General features: G+C 47.2%; 15 protein-coding genes. 10 read left to right on the forward strand and 5 right to left on the reverse strand.

The annotated features are described in order from the left end of the window. Positions 1–83: 83 nt before the first annotated feature. Positions 84–977, reverse strand: a complete 894-nt coding sequence (locus AC1DFM_RS28975) for a DUF72 domain-containing protein (RefSeq protein WP_477080271.1) — start codon at positions 975–977, stop codon at positions 84–86. A 332-nt stretch (positions 978–1,309) separates the two neighbouring features. On the opposite strand from AC1DFM_RS28975, the gene AC1DFM_RS28980 reads away from it, so the two are divergent. Genes AC1DFM_RS28980 through AC1DFM_RS28990 form a run of 3 tightly spaced genes read left to right on the forward strand, consistent with a single transcriptional unit; the run spans position 1,310 to position 5,523 of the window. Continuing rightward, entirely contained in the window at positions 1,310–2,725 is a 1,416-nt protein-coding gene (locus AC1DFM_RS28980) for a glycogen synthase (RefSeq protein ID WP_477080272.1), read from the forward strand. Positions 2,726–2,768: 43 nt separating this feature from the next. Further along, positions 2,769–4,040, forward strand: coding sequence for a glucose-1-phosphate adenylyltransferase (locus tag AC1DFM_RS28985; RefSeq protein ID WP_477080273.1), 1,272 nt, complete (start codon positions 2,769–2,771; stop codon positions 4,038–4,040). Between the two features lie 13 nt (positions 4,041–4,053). Next, positions 4,054–5,523 carry a glycoside hydrolase family 130 protein gene (locus tag AC1DFM_RS28990; protein WP_477080274.1) on the forward strand — a complete coding sequence of 490 codons (1,470 nt, stop codon included), beginning with the start codon at positions 4,054–4,056 and terminating at the stop codon, positions 5,521–5,523. A 41-nt stretch (positions 5,524–5,564) separates the two neighbouring features. On the opposite strand, the gene AC1DFM_RS28995 is transcribed toward AC1DFM_RS28990, so the two are convergent. After that, on the reverse strand, positions 5,565–6,566 hold the full coding sequence (locus AC1DFM_RS28995) for a glycosyltransferase family 4 protein (RefSeq protein WP_477080275.1): 1,002 nt from the start codon (positions 6,564–6,566) through the stop codon (positions 5,565–5,567). A 264-nt stretch (positions 6,567–6,830) separates the two neighbouring features. On the opposite strand from AC1DFM_RS28995, the gene bshC reads away from it, so the two are divergent. Both bshC and AC1DFM_RS29005 read left to right on the forward strand, forming a co-directional pair. Further along, the gene (gene bshC, locus AC1DFM_RS29000; RefSeq protein ID WP_477080276.1) at positions 6,831–8,423 is read left to right on the forward strand and encodes a bacillithiol biosynthesis cysteine-adding enzyme BshC; all 1,593 of its coding nucleotides are present in this window, start codon (positions 6,831–6,833) and stop codon (positions 8,421–8,423) included. 220 nt (positions 8,424–8,643) lie between these two features. Next, positions 8,644–11,013: an ABC transporter permease gene (locus AC1DFM_RS29005; RefSeq protein ID WP_477080277.1), complete on the forward strand. Its 2,370-nt coding sequence runs from the start codon at positions 8,644–8,646 to the stop codon at positions 11,011–11,013. 195 nt (positions 11,014–11,208) lie between these two features. On the opposite strand, the gene AC1DFM_RS29010 is transcribed toward AC1DFM_RS29005, so the two are convergent. Continuing rightward, positions 11,209–13,458: an FUSC family protein gene (locus tag AC1DFM_RS29010; protein ID WP_477080278.1), complete on the reverse strand. Its 2,250-nt coding sequence runs from the start codon at positions 13,456–13,458 to the stop codon at positions 11,209–11,211. 383 nt (positions 13,459–13,841) lie between these two features. Here AC1DFM_RS29010 and smc point away from each other — a divergent pair, with 383 nt between their 5' ends. Together smc and AC1DFM_RS29020 are read left to right on the forward strand one after the other, a co-directional pair. After that, a complete protein-coding gene (smc, locus tag AC1DFM_RS29015; RefSeq protein WP_477080279.1) occupies positions 13,842–17,372 on the forward strand; it encodes a chromosome segregation protein SMC in 3,531 nt (1,176 codons plus the stop codon). A 77-nt stretch (positions 17,373–17,449) separates the two neighbouring features. Further along, positions 17,450–17,845: a DUF4259 domain-containing protein gene (locus AC1DFM_RS29020; protein WP_477080280.1), complete on the forward strand. Its 396-nt coding sequence runs from the start codon at positions 17,450–17,452 to the stop codon at positions 17,843–17,845. A 194-nt stretch (positions 17,846–18,039) separates the two neighbouring features. Here AC1DFM_RS29020 and AC1DFM_RS29025 read toward each other — a convergent pair whose 3' ends face one another. Continuing rightward, positions 18,040–19,302 carry a NupC/NupG family nucleoside CNT transporter gene (locus AC1DFM_RS29025; RefSeq protein WP_477080281.1) on the reverse strand — a complete coding sequence of 421 codons (1,263 nt, stop codon included), beginning with the start codon at positions 19,300–19,302 and terminating at the stop codon, positions 18,040–18,042. Between the two features lie 171 nt (positions 19,303–19,473). Between AC1DFM_RS29025 and AC1DFM_RS29030 the strand changes: the two genes are divergently transcribed. The 3 genes from AC1DFM_RS29030 to AC1DFM_RS29040 all read left to right on the forward strand — a co-directional run bounded on the left by AC1DFM_RS29030 (position 19,474) and on the right by AC1DFM_RS29040 (position 24,005). After that, positions 19,474–21,744: a DUF7133 domain-containing protein gene (locus AC1DFM_RS29030; protein ID WP_477080282.1), complete on the forward strand. Its 2,271-nt coding sequence runs from the start codon at positions 19,474–19,476 to the stop codon at positions 21,742–21,744. A gap of 276 nt (positions 21,745–22,020) precedes the next feature. Further along, a complete protein-coding gene (locus AC1DFM_RS29035) occupies positions 22,021–23,586 on the forward strand; it encodes an FMN-binding glutamate synthase family protein (RefSeq protein ID WP_477080283.1) in 1,566 nt (521 codons plus the stop codon). A 44-nt stretch (positions 23,587–23,630) separates the two neighbouring features. Next, the gene (locus AC1DFM_RS29040) at positions 23,631–24,005 is read left to right on the forward strand and encodes a GreA/GreB family elongation factor (RefSeq protein ID WP_477080284.1); all 375 of its coding nucleotides are present in this window, start codon (positions 23,631–23,633) and stop codon (positions 24,003–24,005) included. Between the two features lie 82 nt (positions 24,006–24,087). On the opposite strand, the gene AC1DFM_RS29045 is transcribed toward AC1DFM_RS29040, so the two are convergent. Beyond that, positions 24,088–24,621 carry a DUF192 domain-containing protein gene (locus AC1DFM_RS29045; RefSeq protein WP_477080285.1) on the reverse strand — a complete coding sequence of 178 codons (534 nt, stop codon included), beginning with the start codon at positions 24,619–24,621 and terminating at the stop codon, positions 24,088–24,090. Positions 24,622–24,630: the final 9 nt, after the last annotated feature.

Genomic DNA, 24,630 nt, shown 5'->3' on the forward strand with positions numbered 1-24,630 from the left:
TTTAAGTACCGGTTTTGAAAGGGCGAAATTAATATTTCAGTCCGGCTTTTCTATGCCTTGTAATGTATTCGTAAAAAAAAGCGCTATTCTTTTACAAATTGGGGCTTTTTTACGTGGAGACCACAAACGGCTTCCAGCTTGTCGATCAGGTATACTGCCAGTTCCGGGGATTTGGCCTCATCGTGCATGTGCATGAAAAAGTACACTTCTTTCAAACCATTGTCCAGCCAGTATTTGATGCGGTTGGCCCAGTCGTCTATCCGGGTGTAATCGGTAGGGTGGAGGCTATTGCCCACAAAGCGGATAAATATTTTGGGAATGGTGAGGTACATATGGGCTACATCCCTTCTGCCCGCAGTATCGGTGATGATGATACCTACGTTGAGGGTCCGTAGCTTTTCAAATAATTCGAGTCGCACCGCTTCATCCTCGTACCAGGCTTTGTGTCGCAGCTCCACGAAGAATTGCAGGTCTTTCGGCAAAGAAGCCAGGTATTCGTATAGCTGTTCCCGTTTGGCCGGACCATATTTATCACTCAATTGTAAAAAGATAGGTCCCAGGTGTTTTCCGAAGGTCAGCACGCCTTCCAGGAAGGCCGTGGTTTTATCGCCGGCATTGATCAAAGTACTGAAATGACTGATGCTTTGAGGTACCTTGGGACAAAACTTAAACTCCATGCCTGCTGCTTTGGCGTCCCATTTGGCAATGGTGGGCGGGCCATAAATCTGGTAGTGGGTGGCGTTGAGCTCTATGCTGTTGAAGTGTTTCACATATTCACCAAGGAAGTCGGCTTCTTTGGTGCCTTTGGGATAAATTTTCCCGATCCATTCCTTCCGGCCCCATTTGGCACAGCCCAGCCAGGCTTGCGGATTTTTAACAGGCTTGCCTTTTAATACCTTCTTATTAAATGCAGGTTCGGCAGGCAGCTTAAAGTCAATCTCTGAGAGTTCAGGGGTAGGAACACGACCAAAATCCATAACTGGTATGTTTAGAAGATGAACACATGACAATAACGATTACAAATATACCCCGTGGATTTTGTCTTACCCAGGATTAGACTGATTATACTGATTTTTTATTTTAGAAGATTTTGAAGATGTTGATGAATATATCTGTACATATCTTCCATATCTTTTAAAATCTTCTAAAAACAAAAAAGTAAAAATCAGGCTAATCAGTTTAATCCTGCACCCAGACAAAATCCGCGGAAATCATCTTTCTAAAAATCCGCTATAAAATAAATTCTGCCTCGTCCTTTGTTTTCTTGTTTTTCCAGTTTAACTTAATAAAGCATTATCAATTATTTAGCATGGAGATTTTACACATTAGCGCGGAATGTTACCCGGTAGCCAAGGTAGGCGGACTAGGTGATGTGGTGGGGGCTTTGCCCAAATACCAGCATCAGTTGGGGAATTTTGCCAAAGTAGTGGTACCCGCTTACCGGACAAAGTATTATGATACCCATGAATTCGACGTGGTGCACCAGGCAGGTATGTGGCTGGGGCACGACTGGTATCATTTCAATGTATTAAAAGAACGCAGCAATGAACTGGGCTTTGACCTGTACCTGGTGGATATTCCCGGCTTGCTGGATACCCCTGGCGTATATGGATACCCCAATGATACGGAACGTTTCCTGGCCTTCCAGATTGCGGTGCTGGACTGGATTAATGAGTGGCAGCACCTGCCTGATGTTGTCCATTGCCACGACCATCATACCGGGTTAATCCCTTTTCTGATGAGTTATGGCTATAAATATGCCCGCTTAAAAGAGGTGCCTTCTGTATTGACCATTCACAACGCTCAATACCAGGGCCAGTTTGGGTGGGATAAGCTATACCTGATTCCTTCTTTCGACTTATGGAAGTCCGGTCTGCTGGACTGGGGCGGTGCCATCAATCCACTGGCGTCGGCCATCAAGTGCGCCTGGCGGGTTACTACGGTATCTCCTGGCTATATGGAGGAACTGTTTGACAACGCCAACGGTCTTGAAAGCCTGATTACCCATGAAAAGGCCAAGATGGTGGGCATTTTGAACGGTATAGATACGCTGGTATGGGACCCTGCTTCGGACCATATGCTGACGCAAAACTACGATGAGGATACCGTAGATGCCGGCAAAAAAGAAAACAAGCAAACGCTTTGCGAGCGCTTCGGATTGGATGCTTCCTTGCCGCTGATAGCCTTCATAGGCCGTCTGGTGGGCGATAAGGGCGCTGACCTGTTGCCGGAAATTATTGGTCGCTCGTTGCATGAGCTGCCGGGAGAAGTCAACTTCCTGGTTTTGGGGAGCGGGGAACCACACATTGAGTGGTCGTTGCAACAAACCCGTCAGGTGGCGAGCTATGGTTTTAATGTACACATTGGTTATGATGAATCGTTATCCCATCTGATTTATGCGGGCAGCGACTTCCTGCTGATGCCTTCAAGGGTGGAGCCCTGCGGGCTGAATCAAATGTATGCCCTGCGCTACGGTACAGTGCCAATGGTACGTAGCACGGGAGGGCTGAAAGATACTGTGATCGACTTTGGAGATAAAGACGGCGTAGGCATTCGCTTTAATCATGCCGGCGTCTGGGATGTTTGTTACTCCGTAAAAAGAGCTATCGAGTTGTACCAGGATACCCAACACCTGGCAGAAGTACGCTTAGGAGGCATGAACATTGATCATTCCTGGGGTAGTTCTGCACAACGCTACATCGATATGTACAGTAGTATGAAATAGTTTAGAATATTGAATGATGAAACATTAAAAACCAATTCCCATTATGACTAACGATGTAATATCCATTATTCTCGGAGGAGGGGCCGGCACCCGCCTGTATCCACTTACCCGTCGCCGTTCCAAGCCAGCGGTGCCATTGGCTGGTAAATACAGACTGGTGGATATTCCTATCTCCAATTGTTTGAATGCTGAACTGAACCGCATTTTTGTACTCACCCAGTTCAATTCAGCCTCCCTGAACAAACACATTAAGAACACTTATCATTTCAGCAATTTTGATAAGGGTTTTGTAGACATCCTGGCGGCGGAGCAAACGCCCGATAATCCCACCTGGTACCAGGGTACGGCAGATGCGGTAAGGCAATGTATTCATCACATGGAGAACTTTGAGTTTGAGTATGTACTCATTTTGTCCGGTGATCAGTTGTACCAGATGGATTTTAAAAAGATGATCCGCCACCATATTGACACCGGCGCGGAAATATCTATTGCCACTATTCCCGTAAGCGCCAGGGATGCTTCTGATTTTGGGATATTAAAGGAAGATGAGAAAGGCGCTATTGTATCTTTTACGGAGAAGCCTTCCCAGGCGGTGCTACCACCGTGGGCATCAGAAGTAAGCGAGGAAATGCAGAAAGAAGGCCGCATTTATCTGGCCAGCATGKGTATCTACATCTTCAACAGGAAGGTGCTTTTTGATATGCTCAATGATCAGCCGGAAGCCGCCGACTTCGGTAAACAGCTCATCCCACAGGCTATTGAAGCCCAAAGAAGAATCTTCAGTTACCAGTACGAAGGCTACTGGACAGACATTGGTAACATCGAATCCTTCTTCGAAGCCAATATCGGCCTCACCGATGAAATTCCTTTATTTAACCTCTTCGACGAATCACAAACCATCTATAGCAGGGCCAGAATGTTGCCTCCGGCAAAAATTTCCGGCCACATGGAGAAAACAATGATCGCCGATGGTTGTATTATAATGGCAAACCGTCTCGAAAGGGTGGTGGTAGGCATACGTACGCGTATTGGGAAAGGCTCTGAAATCAGCAATGCGTACATCATGGGGAGCGACTACTACCAAACGCTCGACGAAATAGAAAATGCAAGAGCCGCAGGCCGCCCTACTATGGGCATCGGCGAGAATTGTATTATCAACAACGCCATCATCGATAAAAACTGCAGTATCGGAAACGGCGTACATATTAATGGAGGCAAGCATTTGGCTGATGGCGACTTTGAAAAATATACCGTGAAAGACGGCATTGTTGTTGTTAAAAAGGGGGTGGTGTTGGAAGATGGATTTAGTATTTAACAAAACATAAAACATGCGATTGTCAATCGAGCGGAAATCCGCAAAGATTTACCCTGACCTGAAACGCGTTGTAGCAAGGTTTTTTTTCAACGGAGAGGCCAGGGCAAAATCAATTATTCAGCAAGTGGCGATGATGAGCGATGTGGAGGTTGACATAACGATTCTGCCTATACTCAGAGAGTTCTCCCGTCGCCACCGGAATATTACCCGGATTTTTGAAAGACACGCAGACCGGCTGCGGCACTTGTTTCCCAGCCTGCAGATTGACTACGACGAGTGGTCACTCAAACGAAAACTCCTCACTGGTTCCTTTTTTACCAATGAATATTCTATTGAATCCGCTGCGTTCTTCAATCCTTCATTGATTGAAGATATAGACCAGAGCGGTCTGGAAGAAGGGCAGAAGCGCGTAATCATGAGCTTTCGTGCAGTAGGAGAAGGACACGTATCTTCTATTGCTTTCAGATCCGGGATTATCGACAAACGCAATGAAATTTCTCTGATAGCGCCGGGCAATTATGTAGATGAAGCGGAAGTCATCCGCAATTCCATCTACCAAAAACATACTTTTTTCCAGAACGCGGTATCTATCCGGCTACCGGATTCCGTGATGCAGGAAATACAAAGTAGTTTACCAGATCAGTTCGAATACCTGGCACTTAAAAAAGTAATCCGCGAAATGCAACAGCGTTTCCAGGTGGATCATCTGCTGAAGAAAGGCCTGGAAAGAGTGCTCTGGCTGGCAGACTCCTACTATGAATTGAATTTTTCACTGGACACGGATCTGTCGGATCGCGTTATTTTCCCTTATTCAGATGCAGAAAGCCGCGGAATAGAAGATGCCCGCTTCGTAAAATATACCAGCGAAAACGGCAACGTTACCTACTACGCTACTTATACCGCCTACGACGGCATCACTATTCAGCCCAAGCTGCTGCAAACAAAAGATTTCTACAATTTCAAAATCATGCCCCTGTATGGAGAAGGCGCACAGAACAAGAACCTGGCGCTGTTTCCCCGCAAAATAAATGGCAAATATGTAATGATCTCCCGGATAGATGGTATCAACGGATACATCATGTATTCCGATAAAATCAATATCTGGGAGAATCCGCAAATACTGCATACACCTAAGTATGCCTGGGAGTTTGTACAGGTAGGTAACTGCGGTTCTCCCATTGAAACACCAGATGGGTGGCTGGTGATTACCCATGGCGTAGGTCCCATGCGTACCTATTGTATTGGCGCCAGCCTGCTGGATCTGGAGAACCCCAATATAGAAATTGGGCGCCTGCGGGAACCCTTGCTGATGCCGAACAAAGATGAGCGTGAAGGATACGTACCCAATGTATTGTACTCCTGYGGCTCCATGATTCACAACGATGAATTGATTATCCCATACGGCCTGTCCGATTATGCCTCCGGATTTGCGACAGTCAACCTCGAGAAGTTGTTGTCGCAGATAAAAGCAGACGGGGTATAGCAAGAGTAAGGGCTAACACCAGTTAGCCCTTACTCTTGTTACTATAATCTATTGTACAGCGATAAATATCCTTCCACCATTTTTTCCGCGCTGAATGCACTGCTGGCATGTAAATGACAGTCGAGGCGTTTAATCAGACTCAGGTCTTCTACCACGGCCGCGGCCTCTTGTACGTCATTTACAAGAAAACCCGTTTTACGGTCCACAATCAGTTCCGGCATCGCGCCTTTGTTAAAGGCAATCACGGGGGTACCACAGTGCATGGCTTCCGCTACACTCAGCCCGAAGGGTTCATTAAACTGAATAGGATGTAATAACGCCTGCGCCCTGCCTAGTAATTCACTGCGTTGCCGCCCGCCTACAGCACCCAGGTACTGGATTTGAACGTTATCTATATAAGGTTTTACTTTCTCCAGATAGTAGGCTTCGTCCTGGATAATACCTGCCATGAGCAGGCGTCGATCGGTATGCAGGGCTATCTGTATGGCTTCATGGGCGCCTTTGTCCGGGTGAATGCGGCCGTAGTATAGCAGGTAATCATCTGGCACCGGTTCAAAAACAAAATCTGCCGGTTGGATGCCATTATAAATAGTGGCTGCATAATGCAGGCTGGGATGCCGGTCGGCGTTGCTGATAGATACATAGCTCACGCGATCGTTGTAACGCTGGTATACTGGTAATATTTTGGGAGAAGAAAAACCGTGTATCGTTGTTACCATCGGCGTTTTGATCAACCGGGACCAGGTGAGCGGCAGGAAGTCGAAATGATTATGGATGATGTCAAAATCGCGCGCCTGTTCCATCAGGTAACTGATATGCATACACTCATTTACTTTCGCGTCTGCATTGGGATCTTCTTCATATCCTTTGGGGATGATAGCCAACAGCCGGCCATCGGTAATAGAATCAGCGGTGGCGAACAGCGTCACATCTACTCCTTTTGCTACTAATCCTTCGGCCAGGTTGCTGGCCATTTGTTMCCAGGGGCCATAATGCCGGGGAGGGGTACGCCATGCTACGGGAGCCAGTATCGCTATTTTCATAATGCATCAGTTTCAATGAAAGTAATTGGCCATTCGGCCGTCCATCCTGTTACTCCTTCAAAACAAGCGCCAAAGGGCGGATGATCCGTTTTGCGGGGTTGCTGCTCTACGCGTTGGGAGGAAAGAACAGGGGCGTAAAAGATACCGGCCAACCATAAATTGACCAACCAATTAAGTATTTACCTAACTTCGTACATTCAAAAGTTTCGATGTGTTGGCACTGCATCGATCTTGTAATTGGTAATTCGTAATTCGCAACTCAATATGCTGGAGTATATTCCTTATGGGAAAACTGGTTATTTTAACCAGCTGGTAACAGATTTTTTAGTAGAGCATCCGCAGATCAGACCGTTTTATACCTATTCTCCTGTACATCCGGACTTTGTCGCGGCTATTAAGGCCAGGCAAAATTTTGATACACCGAGAGCCGCGCTGGTAGCCGCACTGGAAGCACAATATGCTTCGCTCGAACCTGCAAAAGCGGTGCAGGACAATATTACCGCCCTGTTGCAGCCTACCACTTTTACGGTGTGTACCGCGCACCAACCCAATGTCTTCACTGGTTATCTTTATTTCGCTTATAAAATCCTGCAAACGATTAAGCTTTGCGCTACTCTGAAACAGCAATATCCGCAGTATAACTTTGTGCCGGTATATTACATGGGGAGTGAAGATGCTGATCTGGAGGAATTAGGTAGTATTTATATAGATGGAAAAACGCTGACGTGGAATACCAGTCAGCAGGGCGCGGTAGGCCGCATGCATCCCGAAGGACTGGAAGCCATGCTGGCCGATGTAAAGAAAGCCATCGGCTATGCACCCCATGCCGACGAGCTGATGGAATTGTTGCGTAAAGCCTACCTCGGTCATAAGAATATACAGGAAGCTACCTTATATCTGGTAGATGCACTGTTTGGCCGCCTGGGCCTGGTGGTGCTGGTACCGGACAGTCCGGCGTTAAAACGTTTATACCTGCCCGTTATAAAGGATGAATTATTTAATCAGGTGTCTTATGGCATCGTCAACAGTACCCTGGAAAAACTGACGGAGCATTATAAAATGCAGGCCAATCCCCGGGAAATAAATCTTTTTTATTTACAGGATGGGATGCGTGAACGCATTGTGCGGGAGGGCGATCAGTGGAAAGTATTACACACCTCGTTGACTTTTACCGCTGCCTCACTGGAAGCGGAGCTGGAAGCACACCCAGAGCGCTTCAGCCCCAATGTAATCTTGCGTGGCATGTTCCAGGAAACCATATTGCCTAACCTGGCCTTTATAGGTGGAGGAGGTGAAATAGCCTACTGGCTGGAGTTACAGCAATTGTTTGCGCACTACAAAGTGCCATTCCCCATTTTGTTATTGCGTAATTCGCTGTTGCTGACCGACGAGTTATCCCGGCAAAGAATGCAAAAGCTGGGGATTAATATTAATGAACTGTTTAAGCGTACAGAAGATATCGTTAATGACTATGTGAAACAACATACCAATGCTTCGCTGGTGCTGAAAGATGAATATGCGGCAGTAGAACAGTTGTTTGACGCGCTGKAGGCAAAGGCCCGCAGCATTGATGTAACGCTGGTKGCCACCACCGGCTCCGAAAGGACCAAAGCTTTGAAGTCGATCGGAAAACTGGAGCATAAATTCCTGCGTGCAGAAAAGAAAAAGTTTGCCTGGCAAACAGACCAGATCCGGCAGTTGAAAAATAAACTGTTTCCGGCTGGTTCCCTGCAGGAGCGCAAGGAAAACCTGCTGCCCTGGTATGCTGCAGAAGGCCCGGCTTTCTTCGACCAGGTGCTGGCAGCTATTAACCCGGTGACCGATCAGTTTACCATTATGGATATTCCGGCTAAATAAGCCAGTATATGATATTTGAAGAGGCACAGCACCGCAGCATGCGGTGCTGTGCTGTTTATATACAGCCGGGTACGGCTATAACTATCATGCTATGTATGCGAACGAACACTGTGCAGTATCGAACAGTTTGTGTAAAATAATAATATGTATGATATTGTTGGATACATAGAGTGGGGCGTGGCATTTCCTTTGTCGATCCTGGAATAAGCAATATATTCTTATGTTTAGAAATTATCTGGCGATTGCCTGGCGTAATCTGATAAAAGATCGCAGGTTTGCTATCCTCAACCTGGTTGGGCTTTCAACGGGTTTGGCCTGTGCACTGCTCATTTACATCTGGGTGAATGATGAATTGCAAATGGACCGTTTTCATAAACAAGATGCTAACCTCTACCAGGTAATGGAAAACCGGGTGCAGGCCAGTGGTATATGGACGGCACAGTCTTCATCTGTCCCCATGGCTGACGCCCTGGTGAAACAAATGCCAGAAGTAGAGTACACGGCAATTACAGACTGGATACCTAAAGCGACGCTATCTGTAAATAATGACAATAGTCTTAAATCAAATGGGAAATATGCCGGCAAAGATTTCTTTAAGATGTTTTCTTATGACTTGATTCAGGGTAATGCCTCGCAGGTACTGCAGGAAAAGAAGTCTATCGTTTTATCAGATCAGCTGGCGAAGAAACTATTTGGTACTACAACGAATATTATCGGCAGAACAGTAGAGATGCAGCATGAGGATCAGTTCATGGTAACGGGGATATTTAAATCGCCGGGGCAGCAGTCGTCAGATCAGTTTGACTTTGTACTGCCCGTAATGGCCTATCCCAGGATTGTAGAGAATGTAGATAATTGGGGAAGTACAGGTCCGTCTACTTACCTGACCCTGAAGCCAGGTACAGATCCGGTGAAGTTCAATATAAAACTGGCTGACTTCATTAAGCGGAATACCAATAATGACATTACCTACCGTACGCCCTTTATCCAGCGGTATTCCACCCGGTACCTTCATGCACGCTACGAAAACGGGATACAGGTAGGAGGACGAATAGATTATGTACGACTCTTTTCCCTCATTGCCATTTTTATCCTGGTGATTGCCTGTATTAATTTCATGAACCTCTCGACAGCCAAGGCATCGGGCAGGGCTAAAGAAGTAGGGGTGAAAAAAGCGATGGGGGCAGGCCGTGGCTCACTCATGTTGCAATTCCTGGGAGAATCTGTGCTGATGGCCTTCCTGGCGCTTGCTCTCGCCGTTGTATTGGTGATGTTTGCACTGCCGGCATTCAATAATATTACCGGCAAACAATTGGCTTTATCCCATCTGGAACCAGGATTAATTATATCCGTATTGGTCATCACTTTATTCACCGGCTTGCTGGCAGGCAGTTATCCCGCCTTATATTTGTCCGGCTTCAAACCTGCGCTGGTGCTGAAAGGAAAGCTAAGAGGCACGGTAGGAGAACTGGTAGTCAGAAAAGGACTGGTGGTTTTTCAATTCAGTCTTTCTATCATACTGATCATTGCTGTGTTGGTGATTTATCGCCAGATCAGCTTCATACAAACCAAGAATCTGGGGTATGATAGAGATCATGTCATCACTTTTACGAAAGAAGGAAAGTTGGATAATAACCAGGCACAGGATGCTTTCCTGGCCGAAGTAAAGAATATACCCGGTGTTATTGACGCCTCCAGTATAGCGCATTCCCTTACGGGCCATAGCTCTGGTACTTCAGCTGTGATATGGGAGGGAAAAGACCTGAAAGATAGAACAGAGTTCGAGGCAGTGTCTATCGACTATGACCTGTTGAAAACGCTGGACATTAAAATAAAAGAGGGCAGGGGATTTTCGCGCGACTTCGGAACAGACACCTCCATGATCATCTTCAATGAAGCTGCTGTTAAATTCATGGGCATGCAGCATCCAATTGGAAAAGAGGTGGAATTATGGGGAATGAAAATGCATATTGGCGGTGTGGTGAAAGACTTTCACTTTCAATCGCTCCACGATAAAGTAAAGCCGTTGTTTTTTACGTTGGATAGGTCTTCCGCATATAAGTTCGTAGTGAAGCTGGAAACAGGCAGAGAAAAAACAGCAATTGCCCAATTGGGGCAATTATATCAGCGGTTTAACCCGGGCTTTTCTTTCGATTATAAATTCCTGGATAGTAATTACGATAAGATGTATGCCGCGGAAAAACAGGTGTCTTTGTTATCCCGGTATTTCGCTGGTCTGGCTATCCTGATATCCTGTTTAGGTTTATTCGGACTGGCGGCATTTACCGCCCAGCGCCGGTTGAAGGAAATTGGTATCCGCAAAGTACTGGGAGCCACTGTAGGAACTATTGTGATGATGTTATCAAAAGATTTCCTGAAACTGGTGGGGATGGCTATTCTCATTGCGTTTCCTGTAGCGTGGTGGGCCAGCAGYCAATGGCTGAAAGGCTTCGCCTATAGCATTCATATTGGTCCGGGGATATTTATAGCTGCAGCTATCCTGATTGTGTTGATCACTTTAATGACGATCAGCTTCCAATCGGTGAAAGCAGCGTTGACGAATCCCGTGAAGAGTTTGAGAGCAGAGTAACGCGGATTTTGTCTTGCCCAGGATTAAACTGATTACACTGATTATATTTTATAGTATTAAAAAGATGATGGGAGATTGAAGCTGATACTTGCTTCGATCTCCCATCATCTTTTTTAAATCAAAATATAAAAATCAGTGTAATCAGTTTAATCCTGGACAAGACAAAATCCGCACTGGTCAATCGCTTCAATCGCTTTATGCTTTCTCCTTTACGCTTTCAGCTCTTGTCAGCGCTTTCCCCATATCCCTTATCAGTGAGAGGATCGCTATCAGCTGATCATGCACCTGTTTGGTTTCCAGCATTTCATCGCGGGTAGGCGTGGGCCCCATGCCATCATTGATTTCCTGCTGTCTTTTGTGCACCAGTGATTCCAGGTGATCATCCAGGCGATCGAAGGCGTGTACCTGTGGCGAAATGCTGGCGTTGGAATTAGTAGCAGGATCGATCATCAGTATCAGTTGATCCATATTATGGAGCAGGTAATCGGTGATTTCCCGGTATTCAGGCCTTGGAAACAGCACCCCATGGTGCATGTTGTAAGCCGCCAGTGCGGCGGTATGAGAGGTAAGCGTGTGGTTCAGTACCACATAGTGATAGACCTGCGAACCATTTTTTTGTTTGCTCTTGGGTTCCGACAGCATACGTTGGAAAGCCGCCATCATATTGGCGCTTGCCACATAGGTATCTTTTCTGGCCAGCTTAAAATCCGTCACGGATACTTTTTCATTGGAGTAAGCCCGCATCACCAGCTCAAAATATTTGCGGTTGGTATCCATCATTTTCTTCATGTAGTCCGGGAGGAGGTTATGCTCCCAGGCCGGCCACAGCAGCATATTGGCAAAGAAGGCGATGCCTCCGCCAATGAAAGTATCCAATACCCGCTGCGTCACATTGTAGAGGTCCGACGGATGCAGGAAATGCAGGAGGAAAATGATAAAAGGCGTCACAAAAAATACACTGAGGGTATACTGGAAGCTCATAAAACTATAAGATCCCAGGATGCATAGCAGCATGGCGATGAAAATAACAGTATTGTTATTCGTCACGTAAAGCAGGCCAGCGGCGAATAGTGCCCCGGTAACGGTACCGATTAAACGTTGTATGCTGCGTGATTTGGTTAAGCCAAATCCTGGCTTCAGGATCACTACAATGGTGAGGAGTATCCAGTATACGCGATCCAGATGCAATACCACGCCTAGTCCGTAACCCAATACGGTGGCCAGGCTTACACGGATGGCATGGCGGAAAATATGCGACTTGAACGTGAGGTTATCCCGGAACGTTTCGAAATCATATTTCTGCCGCGTGGTGAATTTAGACAGTTCCAGTTTAGGATCGATGGATTCGTCTTTCAGTCGTTCCAGGCGGGTGAGTCGATGCAGGTTATAAATGCGCTGGGCCATGTCCTGCAGGTTTTGCAGGATATTGGTGAGCGGGATAGTACGGGTTCTTTCCTTGAGGGTGGGGAGTTTCAGGGTAATGTCGGCGATAGCCTGTTTTACCTTCTCCATTTCAAATTTTAGGTTGGTTTTGGGCAGGGAGCGTTGTCCGGCTGCTACGGCCATCCCGATATTTTGTAGTTCCGTCGTGAATTCCAGGATGAGGGCATGGAATTTTTCCAGTATTTCCTGGTCTTTGAAATCGGCCTGGAGGGCGTTGTAATCCGTTTGTGAGGCCATGATCTGTTCCTGCAGATCCACCATATCCAGGAATATCAGCACCATGCTTTTGTTGATACTGGTAGTACCTTGTTGGGCGGAACGCCTTTTCAGCAGCAGTTCCCGTACCTGTTCCTGTTTTTCGTTTACGATCACCTGTTGGGCCAGTACTGCTTTATAGTTTTCAGCTACATTAATGCCGGGGGTATAAAAATTGGCCCTTGTTTCCAGGTAGCGGGCGGTTTGAATGATACAGTCGCCCAGCGCCTGTTGTACATTCAGATAAGGGCGGATCTGCCAGAGGGTGAGGGCCAGTATGGCGTACCAGATGCTGCCCAGCAGCGCCATGGAGGCGTGCAGCAGGGTCAGTTTAGGGGTGAGCTGTGTTTCTCCCAGTATGGATACCATTACCAGCAGGGCGGCGGTACCAATATTGCCGCCACGGTTGCCATATACCAGTAACATGGCGAACATAAAGCAGCAGCCGGCTATCCACAGCGCCATGGGAATGGTGTAGGGGATGAGCAGCCCTGTACCGAGTGCGGTAATGAAAATGAGGATGGTACTGATGATCAGTCCATTTCGTTTATGGATGATGGTGCCGGGAACGTCGCTGAGCGCGGTACACAAGGCGCCCATGGACATGGCAATGCCCAGATCCAGCTTCCCCATTCCGGCAAATACCATGGACGGCACTACCACGCTGATGGTGGTACGCATGCCGTTACTGAAATGATAACTGTAAAGGAAATTCTTAATATTGTTGATCAGCTGTTCTGTTCGCAAACGATATGGGTTTTGTGCCGCAAATATAGCGAGCATAAAGCATAAAGCGTAAAGCAAAAAGGTATTGTAGCGGATGGATCTTAGTGAATCCTGTCCAAAAATAAAAATCCGCTAACATCCATCCGCTACAATACCTTTTTGCTTTACGCTTTCCCCTTTCAGCGCTTTATTTGGTATTTTTCTCACACCCAATTTAATTCTAATTGATCTTTTTACTATATTTATAACCAGTCTATTACAGTTTTGAAGCGTGCTGCGTGCGGGAGTAAATGACACCTGATTGTGTATAAATAATCAGATGATATTATCGCATCTCACTTAAATTACTTTTTGATTCGGGTAAAATTATATCTTTGACGCCTTAAAAAACCTCGGAGTACGACGTGCGCTTAAAAACACTAGAAATAAAAGGCTTTAAAAGTTTTGCAGATAAAACCGTTTTGCAGTTTGATGAGGGGATCACTGGGGTGATTGGGCCAAATGGTTGCGGCAAAAGTAATATCATCGACTCCATTCGCTGGGTAATCGGCGAACACAAAATCAGTAACCTCCGCTCTGATAATCAGGCGGGATTAGTGTTCAACGGCTCCAAAAGCCGCTCCGCAAGCGGTATGGCAGAAGTAAGCCTTACCTTCGAAAATACCAAAAATGTACTGCCCACCGAGTTCACCACGGTGACGATTACACGTAAATTTTATAAAAACGGCGACAGTGAATACCGGCTCAACGATGTAGCCTGCCGCCTGAAAGATATTCATAACCTCTTCATGGACACCGGGGTGAGTACCGATTCCTATGCCATCATTGAGTTGGGCATGGTAGACGATATCATCAAGGATAAGGAAAACAGCCGTCGTCGTATGCTGGAACAAGCGGCAGGCATCTCCATATACAAAACCCGTAAAAAGGAAGCTAAATCCAAACTGGACGCCACAGAAGGGGATCTTAACCGTATTGAGGATCTGTTATTCGAAATCAATAACAACCTCAAAACACTGGAAAGCCAGGCCCGCAAAGCCGAACGCTTCTACGAAGTAAAAAAAGAATACCGCGAAATAAGTATAGAACTGGCGAAAGCCGCCCTGGAAGGTTTCAACATCAACTTTAAAGAACTGTCGGAAACCCAGCAGGCGGAAAGCGACCGCAAACTGGCCCTGGAAACAGAAATCCTGACAGCCGAAGCCGCCGTTGAACAAGATAAGCTACACTTCGTGGCCAAAGAAAGAGAACTGCAAACCCTGCAGAAATCTTTCAATGAACTCGTTTCTACCATCCGTACCAAGGAAAATGATAAAAACCTCGCCACCCAGCAATTAACCTATTTGCGGGAACGTGAGAAAAGCATCAACGACTTCCTCAACAATGCAGAAGGACAACTGCAGGGCCTCACCACTTCCATCGAATTTACCGAGAAACAGGTAACAGAAGAAGGAGAAGTGTTTGACACCATGGCAGACGAACTGGACACCCTCCGCGACATGGTGGAGGAAAAGAAAGAACGTTTTCACCAGAAGAAACAAGCCCTCGAAAACCTGCGTAACGACCAGCAACGCTGGCAACGGCAACAGTTTGAAGCAGAAAAGAAAGTAGCGGTAGCCGATACCTCCGTACAGAACCTGCAACGCAGTATGCAACAACTGCAGGAGGAGAAAGTGGGCCGCCAGCAACAAATAGCCCAGCTGGAAACAGAAAAAGAGGCGCTGCAACAAACCCTCAACACCAGCAAAACCGACCTGGAAGCCATGGTGCGGTTCCAGGAAGAAACCAAAGGGAAAATCCTCGCCACCCAATCCGATATTGAAGGGTTGCGTGATAAACTGGTAGATGAGAACCGAACCCTCGATTCCAAAAAGAATGAGTTCGACCTCCTCAAATCGCTGGTAGACAGCCTTGAAGGCTATCCCGAGAGTATTAAATTTCTGAAGAAAAATCCCGACTGGAATAATAATGCCCCCATCCTGAGTGATATATTTTTCTGTAAAGAAGAATATCGCACCTGCGTGGAAAATCTGTTGGAGCCCTATCTGAGCTACTATGTGGTGAACAACGTTCACGAAGCGGTACAAGCCATACAACTGCTCGATGCCAACAAAAAAGGGAAAGCGAATTTCTTTATTCTCGATCAGTTCCGCACCGACAATACCCCGCTGCTGGCGCCTCCCGGCACCATCCCGGCATTAGAAGTAGTGGAAATTGAAGAGAAATACAAAGGCCTCGGCCAACACCTGCTGGGCAAGGTATTTATCGGGGAAGACCTGACACGCCTGGAATTCAGCCAGCTGGCAGACGAAAGAATGCTGCTGGTGGAAAAATCCGGCCGCATGCACCGCGGTAAATACAATATCAGCGGTGGATCTGTAGGTTTATTTGAAGGAAAGAAACTGGGCCGGGCTAAAAACCTGGAGAAACTGGAAGTAGAGATCAAAGATCTCGAAGCCGTGGTAGGCCGCCTGAAAATAGCCCTGCAACAGAAACACGACGAAGTATTAGGCTACAACAGCCAACTCAACGAAAATAATATCAATGCTGCACGGGAAAAGGTAAACCAGTTGAGCAATCAGCTGTTTGGCCTCCAGAATAGGATTGAAAACTTCCATCACCTCATTGAAGCCGGCGATAAACGCCTCGAGGAAATGCAGCAATCACTGGCCACCAACCAGGAAAGCATTTCCGGCGTCAGAGATGAACTGGAAGGACTCAATGAAAGAGTCACCGAACTGCAGGACAGCATTACCGATGCCGACCGGATGTCGCAGGAAGCCGAACAACAGTTTAACATGGCAACGGTGCAGTTCAATAACCAAAACCTGCAACATACCCGTCAGCAAAGTAAAGTGCAGGCCCTCAAACAGGAGCTGGAGTTTAAGCGCAAGCAACTGTCGGACCTGCACGTGCAGATTACCAGTAATAAAACGCAGTTGGAAGATGCCGTAGGCCATATTGCTGCTGCTGTTGAAAAACTGAGCCACGCAGATGATGGACTGGTAGAACTGTTCCGTCAACGTGAAGAAGAAGAAAAAGCACTCAACGAAAAAGACCAGGAATACTATAACTTCCGTAACCACCTGCAGGAGCTGGAAAGCACGCTGAGAGCAAAACAGCGCGCCAGAGAGCAACTGGATCAGCAACTCAATACCATCAAGGATAAAGTGAATGAGCTGAAGCTGCAACTGACCACCATGAAAGAAAGGCTCAGTGTGGAGTTCAAAGTGAACCTCGATGAAATCATTGATGAACAACGCAGCTCCGAACTGCCGGTAGAAGAGTTGCAGGGTAGTGCAGAACGACTGAAAAAGCGGATGGAAAATATGGGAGAAATCAACCCTACCGCCATCGAAGCTTATCAGGAAATGAAGAAAAGATATGAGTTTATCCTGGAACAGAAAACGGATCTGGTGAACGCGAAAGACTCCCTGCTGGCAACTATCCAGGAAGTGGAAACCACCGCGAACCAAAAGTTCCTGGATACTTTTAACCAGGTGAAGGAAAACTTTATCCGGGTATTTAAGGCGCTGTTTACCGAAGAAGACCAGTGCGACATGATCCTGAGCGATCCCTCCAACCTGGCTGATACCGGTATTGAAATCATCGCGAAGCCAAAAGGTAAGCGTCCGGCAGCCATCACACAGCTGTCCGGAGGAGAAAAAACACTCACCGCTACGGCGTTGTTGTTTGCCATTTACCTGATTAAGCCGGCGCCTTTCTGTATCCTCGATGAGGTAGATGCGCCACTGGATGATGCTAACGTGGGTAAGTTTACCAACATGATCAGAAAGTTTTCTGATAATTCACAATTTATTATTGTAACGCACAACAAGCAAACAATGGCCGCTGTAGACGTGATCTATGGCGTAACCATGCAGGAGCCAGGTGTCAGCAAACTGGTACCGGTAGATTTTAGAAGTTTGAACTAGCAGGTTGGTTTGGTTGTTGTAAAAAGAAACGATTACTTTTATTCTTTATTCGAAAAAAATAAAAAAACGTAAACACTATGGGCGCATGGGGCACCAGGAATTTTGAAAATGATGGATCACAGGATTGGGTATTTGACCTGATTGGCAGTAAAGACGGTGGCTTGGTTACGGATACCTTGGCACGTATCATTAACAACATCGAAACACTGGAAGTAACGGATTGCGAAGAAGCATTAGCAGCAGCAGAAACTGTGGCGGCATTGGTTGGTAAACCCAGCGAGGATTTTCCGGAAGATCCGCTGGATCAGCTGGACGTATTGAACCTCATCGCAACCCGCGCACTCAGAAATCAGGCGATCACTGTAGTCAATAAAGTTACAGCCGGTTCTGAAATGAAGAATTACTGGGAAGGAGAAGGACAAGGCGAAGCATGGGCTGCTATACAGGCAGGTCTGATTAAGCGCCTGGAGTAGCAGATAGCAACTGCCCGGTAAATACCGGTTGCTGACGAAAATAACCGCGGATTTTGTCTGGGGGCAGGATTAGACTGATTATTCTGACTAATTATATGTTGAAAAAAGAAGGGAGATAGAAGCGAATCCGCTTTTATCTCCCTTCTTTTTAAAATATGAAATCAGTCTGATCCTGTCCTCAGACAAAAAATCGCTTAGATCAATATCCCTGCAATGGCGGCCGACATATAAGACGCCAGCGTACCACACAACAACGCTTTCAGCCCCAGCTTGGCCAAATCCGCCCTTCTGTCTGGCGCCAGTTCCCCGATACCACCAATCTGCATACCCACGCTGCTGAAGTTCGCAAAACCCGCAATAGCAATGGTTACAATGGCAATGCCTTTCGCGGTGACAATAGGTACGGTTTTATCKGTCATGCTTTTAAAGGCCACAAATTCGTTGATGGTGAGTTTCTGTCCCAGCAGGGTAGCTACATTCTGTACATCCGCGGAAGGTACGCCGATTGCCCATGCCATTGGCATAAATAACTTACCGAAAATCCAGTCGAGGCTCAGGTTAAAGTCAGGCTTGACAAGATGTCCGAGATGTACCAGGCACCAATCAATACATGCAATAAAGGCAATAAAACCAATCAGCATCGCAATAACGTTCATGGCTATTTTAAAACCATCGCCGGCGCCATGTGAAATAGCGTCGATCACGTTGGTATAATTGCTTTTTACTTCCATTTTCACCCGGCCCATAGTCACGCTTTCCTCAGTTTCAGGAAATACGATTTTGGAGATTACCAGGGCGCCCGGCGCCGCCATGAGACTGGCCGTAATCAGGAAAGGTGCAATATGTAATCCCGCCTGTAAGCCCATGTTTACGTAAACAACCAGGATACCGCCGGCAATACAGGCAAGGCTACCACTCATAGAAGCCAGTATTTCGCTTTTGGTCATGCTGGAGAGATAAGGACGAATCATTACCTGTGCTTCTACCTGGCCTACAAAGGCGCTGGCTACGTTACTCAGTGCTTCTGCACCACTTACCCGCATCACAAAGTTCATGGCCCGCGCAATCACGGCTACTACGCGCTGCATAATGCCATAGTGATATAACACCGCTACCAGTACACATACCAGGATGATGGTAGCCGTTACGTTGAATGCAAATACAAATCCGCCGCCGGCATAATCTTTTACACTGCCATCGTGCTGGGTAATGCCAATACCACCGTACACAAAAGCGGCTCCCTTGCGGGCAAAAGCTTCCAGTTTCCCCATGGCATCACCTACGCGCTGAAAAAACCATGTAATAGGAGGCACCTTAAAAACCAAAAGTCCAATGGCTACCTGCAACCCAATTCCACTCAATACCAATCGGTAGTTGATCTTTTTTTTGTTGTTAGAAAACAAAAAGGCGATGCCCAAGATAAGTACAATGCCTATGATGCCCTGAAAGCGTTCCATAAATGCAAATAAATCGTAAAATGTATCCAATAAAGCGACGAAGATAAGTCTTTTTGAAATCGCGCCGAAGCGAAACTGTTGTCTCCTATAATTTTTCAAAAAAAATATGATCAGAAATGTATTTTTACTTTTCGCAATCGATTTACAACAATGCAGCGTACCCACTATTTAATGACCACGTTATGTCTCGCGCTCTTTGCCTGTGGGCAGCGGGATCAGCACCAGCAAGGAAATAAACACGAACAGGATTCTCTGGCCATGCGGAAGCAATATGCTACCTCACCCGTGTTGGATGCACAGACAGCCATCCGTCATATGACTTACGACAAAGACCTGAAAGTACAATTGGTAGCGGCGGAGCCCATGGTGGTAGCCCCGGTCGCCATGACGTTCGATGACCGCGGTCGCATGTGGGTGGTAGAAATGACCGGCTTTATGCCCGATACCGTAGGTACCGGGGAAGATAAACCCGATGGCAAGGTGGTGATTTTGGAAGATACCACCGGCGATGGCGTCATGGATAAAAGGACCGTATTCCTCGACTCGCTGGTACTCCCCAGGGCCATCTGCCTGATTGAGAACGGTATCCTCGTGGCCACGCCACCACAGCTCTGGTTTGTGGAAATTAACGGCGACAAGCCCGGCAAAAAAACACTGGTAGACGACCAATACGCTGCCGGCGGCAACGTAGAACATCAGCCCAACGGTTTATTAAGAGCCATGGATAACTGGATCTACAACGCAAAATCGGATAGGCGTTACCATAAGGCAGGCAATAAATGGCTGAAGGAAACCACTCATTTCCGCGGCCAATGGGGCATCACCCAAGACAACCAGGGACGCCTCTATTATAATAACAACTCAGAAAACCTGCTGGGCGATTACTTCCCGCCAGGATTAGGCGGCACTAACCCGTACCAGCAGAATGACGCCGGCTTTGATCAGCGAATAGTACCCGACAACCGCACCTATCCCATACATCCTACGCCTGGCGTAAACCGCGGATATCAGAAAGGTACGCTGGATGATAGTCTGCGCCTCGTCAACTTCACCGCCGCCTGCGGCCCCCTGATTTACCGGGGTAATCTGCTGCCGGCTACTTATCAGGGCAACGCCTTCGTGGCCGAGCCTTCTGCCAACCTTATCAAAAGAAACATCCTGTCGGATAGCAGCTTTGTGGTAAAGGGCATACAGGCCTATCAGGGCAAAGAGTTTTTGGCCAGTGACGACGAGCGTTTCCGGCCGGTAGATTTAAAAACAGGCCCGGATGGCGCGCTGTATATCGCCGATATGTATCGTGGTATCCTGCAACATAAAACGTATATCACAGAATACTTAAAGAATGAAGTGAAAATACGGCAGCTTACACAGCCGCTGAATGCCGGACGTATCTATCGCATTATTCCGGAAGGTACATTGCCAGCCGCATCACCAGCGGATCACAGCCCTGCCGGGCTGGTGAAGCAACTCAGCTCGCCCAACGGTACCTTACGGGATCAGGCGCAGCAACTGATCATTGATCGCCAGTTAAAGGAAGTATTGCCTGCGTTAAGGGAATTGCTGCATGCAAATATCGCTTCCGCTGTACAGGTGCATGCACTCTGGACCCTGGAAGGATTACATCTGTTGACAGCAACAGACCTGGAAGATATCTGGCGAAGTAACAACGCTATGCTGAAAATGCAGGCGCTGGCCGCATTGCCATTTGTGTTGAATAGCGGTAATGCAAAAGCCATGGCCGCTGCATTAGACAGCTTATCAGACAATGCTTACCTGGCGCCGGTAGTGGGGTACCTGTTGCCCGCACTCGGAAAAGCCGACAAGGCAGCTGCCGCGCGACTGGAAGAGAAAATGATAAAAGCGTATGCCCCTAACCGTTATGTGGCCTCTGCATTGGTCAACAATGCAGTGAACCGGGAGCCAGCTTTGCTGAAACAGGTGATTGCCTGGAATCCGGATACCACGCTGGCATTGCGCCGGCAGCTGGAAAAGGTGCTGAAGAACCTGGATAACAAAGCCAACGCTAAAAAGATGGAAGCATTGCGCACAGCATTGCCCCGCGGGTATAAAATATTCAATACCGTTTGCCAGACCTGTCATGGTAAAAGCGGAGAAGGTATTGCCGCCATGGCGCCGCCGTTGAATGAAAGCAACTGGGTAAATGGTAATAAAAAAGCCTTTATCTCTATTGTATTGTACGGTTTAACCGGGCCGGTAGAAGTACATGGTAAAGTATATAAAGCGCCGGAAATAAACGGCGATATGCCGGGTATTGGAGGCAGTGATGAGTTCAATGATGCGGACATTGCGCAGCTGTTGACTTTCCTGCGCAGTGCCTGGAAGAATAATGCGGACAAGGTAACGGCCGCGGACATACAGCAGGTACGTAAGCAGTATAACGGCCGGCAGAAGCCGTTTACCGCGTCTGAATTACCAAAATGATAGTTTATTGGAAATAAATCCCTTATATTTGCCGGATTACAATTATTAATTAATTGAATCCGGCAATTACCATATTACAATTTCAAAACACCTGCTGTGCGTATAAGCGTATGGGAGGGTTCTTATTGCCGTTCTTATCCTGCCCCAAAGACTTCAACACTTAATCCCGGGCAACTTTTAGTATATAAAGCGTTGTACCCGGGGGAATGACTACCTGTATCTATGTAGTTTTATTCCACTTGTATTTTTCCAAAACAATCTTATAAAAACAGTTTTATGAATCATCGGATAGCACGATGGGCAGTTTATCTTTTATGCCTGTTGCTGGATGTGAGCGTCGCTACAAGTCTTTATCGTGGATATTTAACCGGATGGTTCCTGTTGCCTGTGGCAGTGGGGCTTAGCGTGTTAACCATTTATGACCGGCTGCAAAGGAAGCATGCGTTGTTGCGTAACTATCCTTTGCTGGGGCGGTTGCGTTACCTGTTGGAGCAAATCAGGCCGGAGATGCGTCAGTATTTCTTTGAATCGGATACAGATGGAAGGCCATTCAATCGCCGTCAGCGTGCGGTGGTGTATCAGCGTGCGAAGGATGTAAAACAAACCGTGGCATTTGGCGCATTGGACAACATGTATGAGCCGGGCTATGAGTGGGCCGCGCATACGGCGTTTCCCATGAAAGTAAAAGCGGAAGATTTAAGAGTGAATATTGGTAATGCCCAGTGTACGAAGCCATACAATGCCAGTCTGTTGAACGTAAGCGCTATGAGTTATGGTGCATTGAGTAAAACAGCTATTGCGTCGCTGAATGGTGGTGCACAAATAGGTGGTTTCGCGCATAATACCGGAGAGGGTGGGATTAGTCCTTATCACCTGCAGCATGGCGGTGACCTGATCTGGCAAATTGGTACCGGTTACTTTGGTTGCCGCGATGAGCAGGGGAATTTTTCGCCGGAAATATTTGTGGTAGCTGCTGCGGAGCCGTGTGTAAAAATGATTGAGTTGAAATTGAGTCAGGGCGCCAAACCGGGTAAGGGAGGGGTGTTACCTGCTGCTAAAAATACGCCTGAAATTGCGGCGATCCGTAAAGTAAAATCAGGTACCAGCGTATTATCGCCTGCCGCGCATACCGCTTTCAGTAATGAGTATGAGATGCTGGCTTTTTTACAGCAGTTGCGTAAACTTTCCGGCGGCAAGCCAATTGGGTTTAAGCTGTGCGTAGGCCGTGCTGACGAGTTTGAACGTATTTGCACTGCTATGGTCAACACGGGTATTTATCCGGACTTTATCACGGTGGATGGCGCAGAAGGTGGTACAGGTGCGGCGCCACTGGAATTTACCGATTCCATCGGGATGCCGTTGTACGATGCATTGGCGCTGGTGGTGAACCTGTTGCGTCATTATGATCTGAAGCAACATATCCGCATTATGGCGAGTGGTAAAGTAATTACCGGTTTCGACATTATGAAGGTATTAGCGATAGGCGCAGATGCGTGTTACAGTGCCCGCGGTATGATGCTGGCATTGGGCTGTATCCAGGCGTTGCAATGTGATAGCGGCAGCTGTCCGGTAGGGGTGGCCACACAAGACCCCACGCTTTATCAGGGCGTGAATGTAGCTGACAAACGGGTACGTGTAGCCAACTATCACCGCAACACCATTGCGGCATTGGCGGAGCTGATGGGAGCCTGTGGCTTTGCTTCGGCAGAGAAGGTAAGTCCTGCCGCCCTGTTCAGAAGAATAACGAGAACGGATGTACGATCTTATCAGGAAATATATGCACCGGATTACAATAGTAGAGCAGGAGCTTTGCTGCATCCGGGGCCATCATTTAATAACTAGCTGAAAGCTGTGTGCGAAAGCCGAAGCTGTAAAACCCGGTCATCATGAAAAAGAAACAGATCATTGTGTCCCTACATGATTACGAAATCCTTAAAACCCTGTGCTATGAAGCGCCGGCTACCCACAAGCTCAAAGAAGAGCTGGACAGAGCAGTTGTGAGAAAGGGTAAAGTGCCTGACCATGTAGTACAGGTAAATTCAACGTTGCAATTCAGGGATGAGCGCAGCGGAAAGGTCAGGAGTGTACAGCTGGTGCTGCCGGCATTGAGCAATTTGCAGGAAGGTAAATTATCGATTCTGTCGCCCATTGGTACGGCCCTGTTGGGGTATAGCACTGGTGATGTGATTGACTGGGAAGTACCTGCGGGGAAAACCCAGCTGCATATTCTTGAAGTAGTGAATGCTGCTGCTGAAGTATAAAGAGGCTATTAGTGTTAGCGATCAAATATGTATCATAGAGCGAAAAAAGCCCCCGCTTCGTGCGGGGGCTTCTCTTTTAATATTATTGCTGATAAGCGATTTTATCTCCGTAGGCGATGTGGTATTTATCGCTGAAGCCACCATTTACCTCCAGTACATATTTTGCTTTTTTGTAGGAAGGTAAACTTTCTTCGGATAGTGGTGTGGCGTATTTCTGTATGGACACAATTTCCATGTTATCTGCTATATAGATAATATCCAGGGAGATGTAGGTGTTTTTCATCCAGAAGGCACGTTCTTCCATGTCCGGAAAAATAAAGAGCATGCCCTGATCGTCTGTCATTGACTTGCGATACATCAATCCATCGGCGCGTTGTTCGTCGGTTTGCGCCAGCTGGATATCAATTTTGCGCAGGGTATCTGCGCCGGATTTTCCCAGAAAGGCCAGTGTACCTTGCTTTTTGAAGGCGGTGCCGTTGGAAGTTACCGTAGCTGCTTCTGTGGTAGTAGCAGCGGTGGCGGTATCTGCTGTGTTGGCGGTATTACTGGTATTGCTCTGGTGACAGCCGGCAGCGTATAAACTGGCGATCAGTAAACATTTCAGGTGTAATTGCATAAGATAGCA

The sequence above is a fragment of the Chitinophaga sp. 05T412 genome (genome assembly GCF_056396465.1).

Bases quoted from the DNA above. Each gene is read 5' to 3' on its own strand.
- AC1DFM_RS29045 (WP_477080285.1), bottom strand. From the start codon at position 24,621: ATGCAATTACACCTGAAATGTTTACTGATCGCCAGTTTATACGCTGCC.
- AC1DFM_RS29040 (WP_477080284.1), top strand. From the start codon at position 23,631: ATGAAAAAGAAACAGATCATTGTGTCCCTACATGATTACGAAATCCTT.
- AC1DFM_RS29030 (WP_477080282.1), top strand. From the start codon at position 19,474: ATGACCACGTTATGTCTCGCGCTCTTTGCCTGTGGGCAGCGGGATCAG.
- AC1DFM_RS29020 (WP_477080280.1), top strand. From the start codon at position 17,450: ATGGGCGCATGGGGCACCAGGAATTTTGAAAATGATGGATCACAGGAT.
- AC1DFM_RS29035 (WP_477080283.1), top strand. From the start codon at position 22,021: ATGAATCATCGGATAGCACGATGGGCAGTTTATCTTTTATGCCTGTTG.
- AC1DFM_RS28975 (WP_477080271.1), bottom strand. From the start codon at position 977: ATGGATTTTGGTCGTGTTCCTACCCCTGAACTCTCAGAGATTGACTTT.
- AC1DFM_RS28980 (WP_477080272.1), top strand. From the start codon at position 1,310: ATGGAGATTTTACACATTAGCGCGGAATGTTACCCGGTAGCCAAGGTA.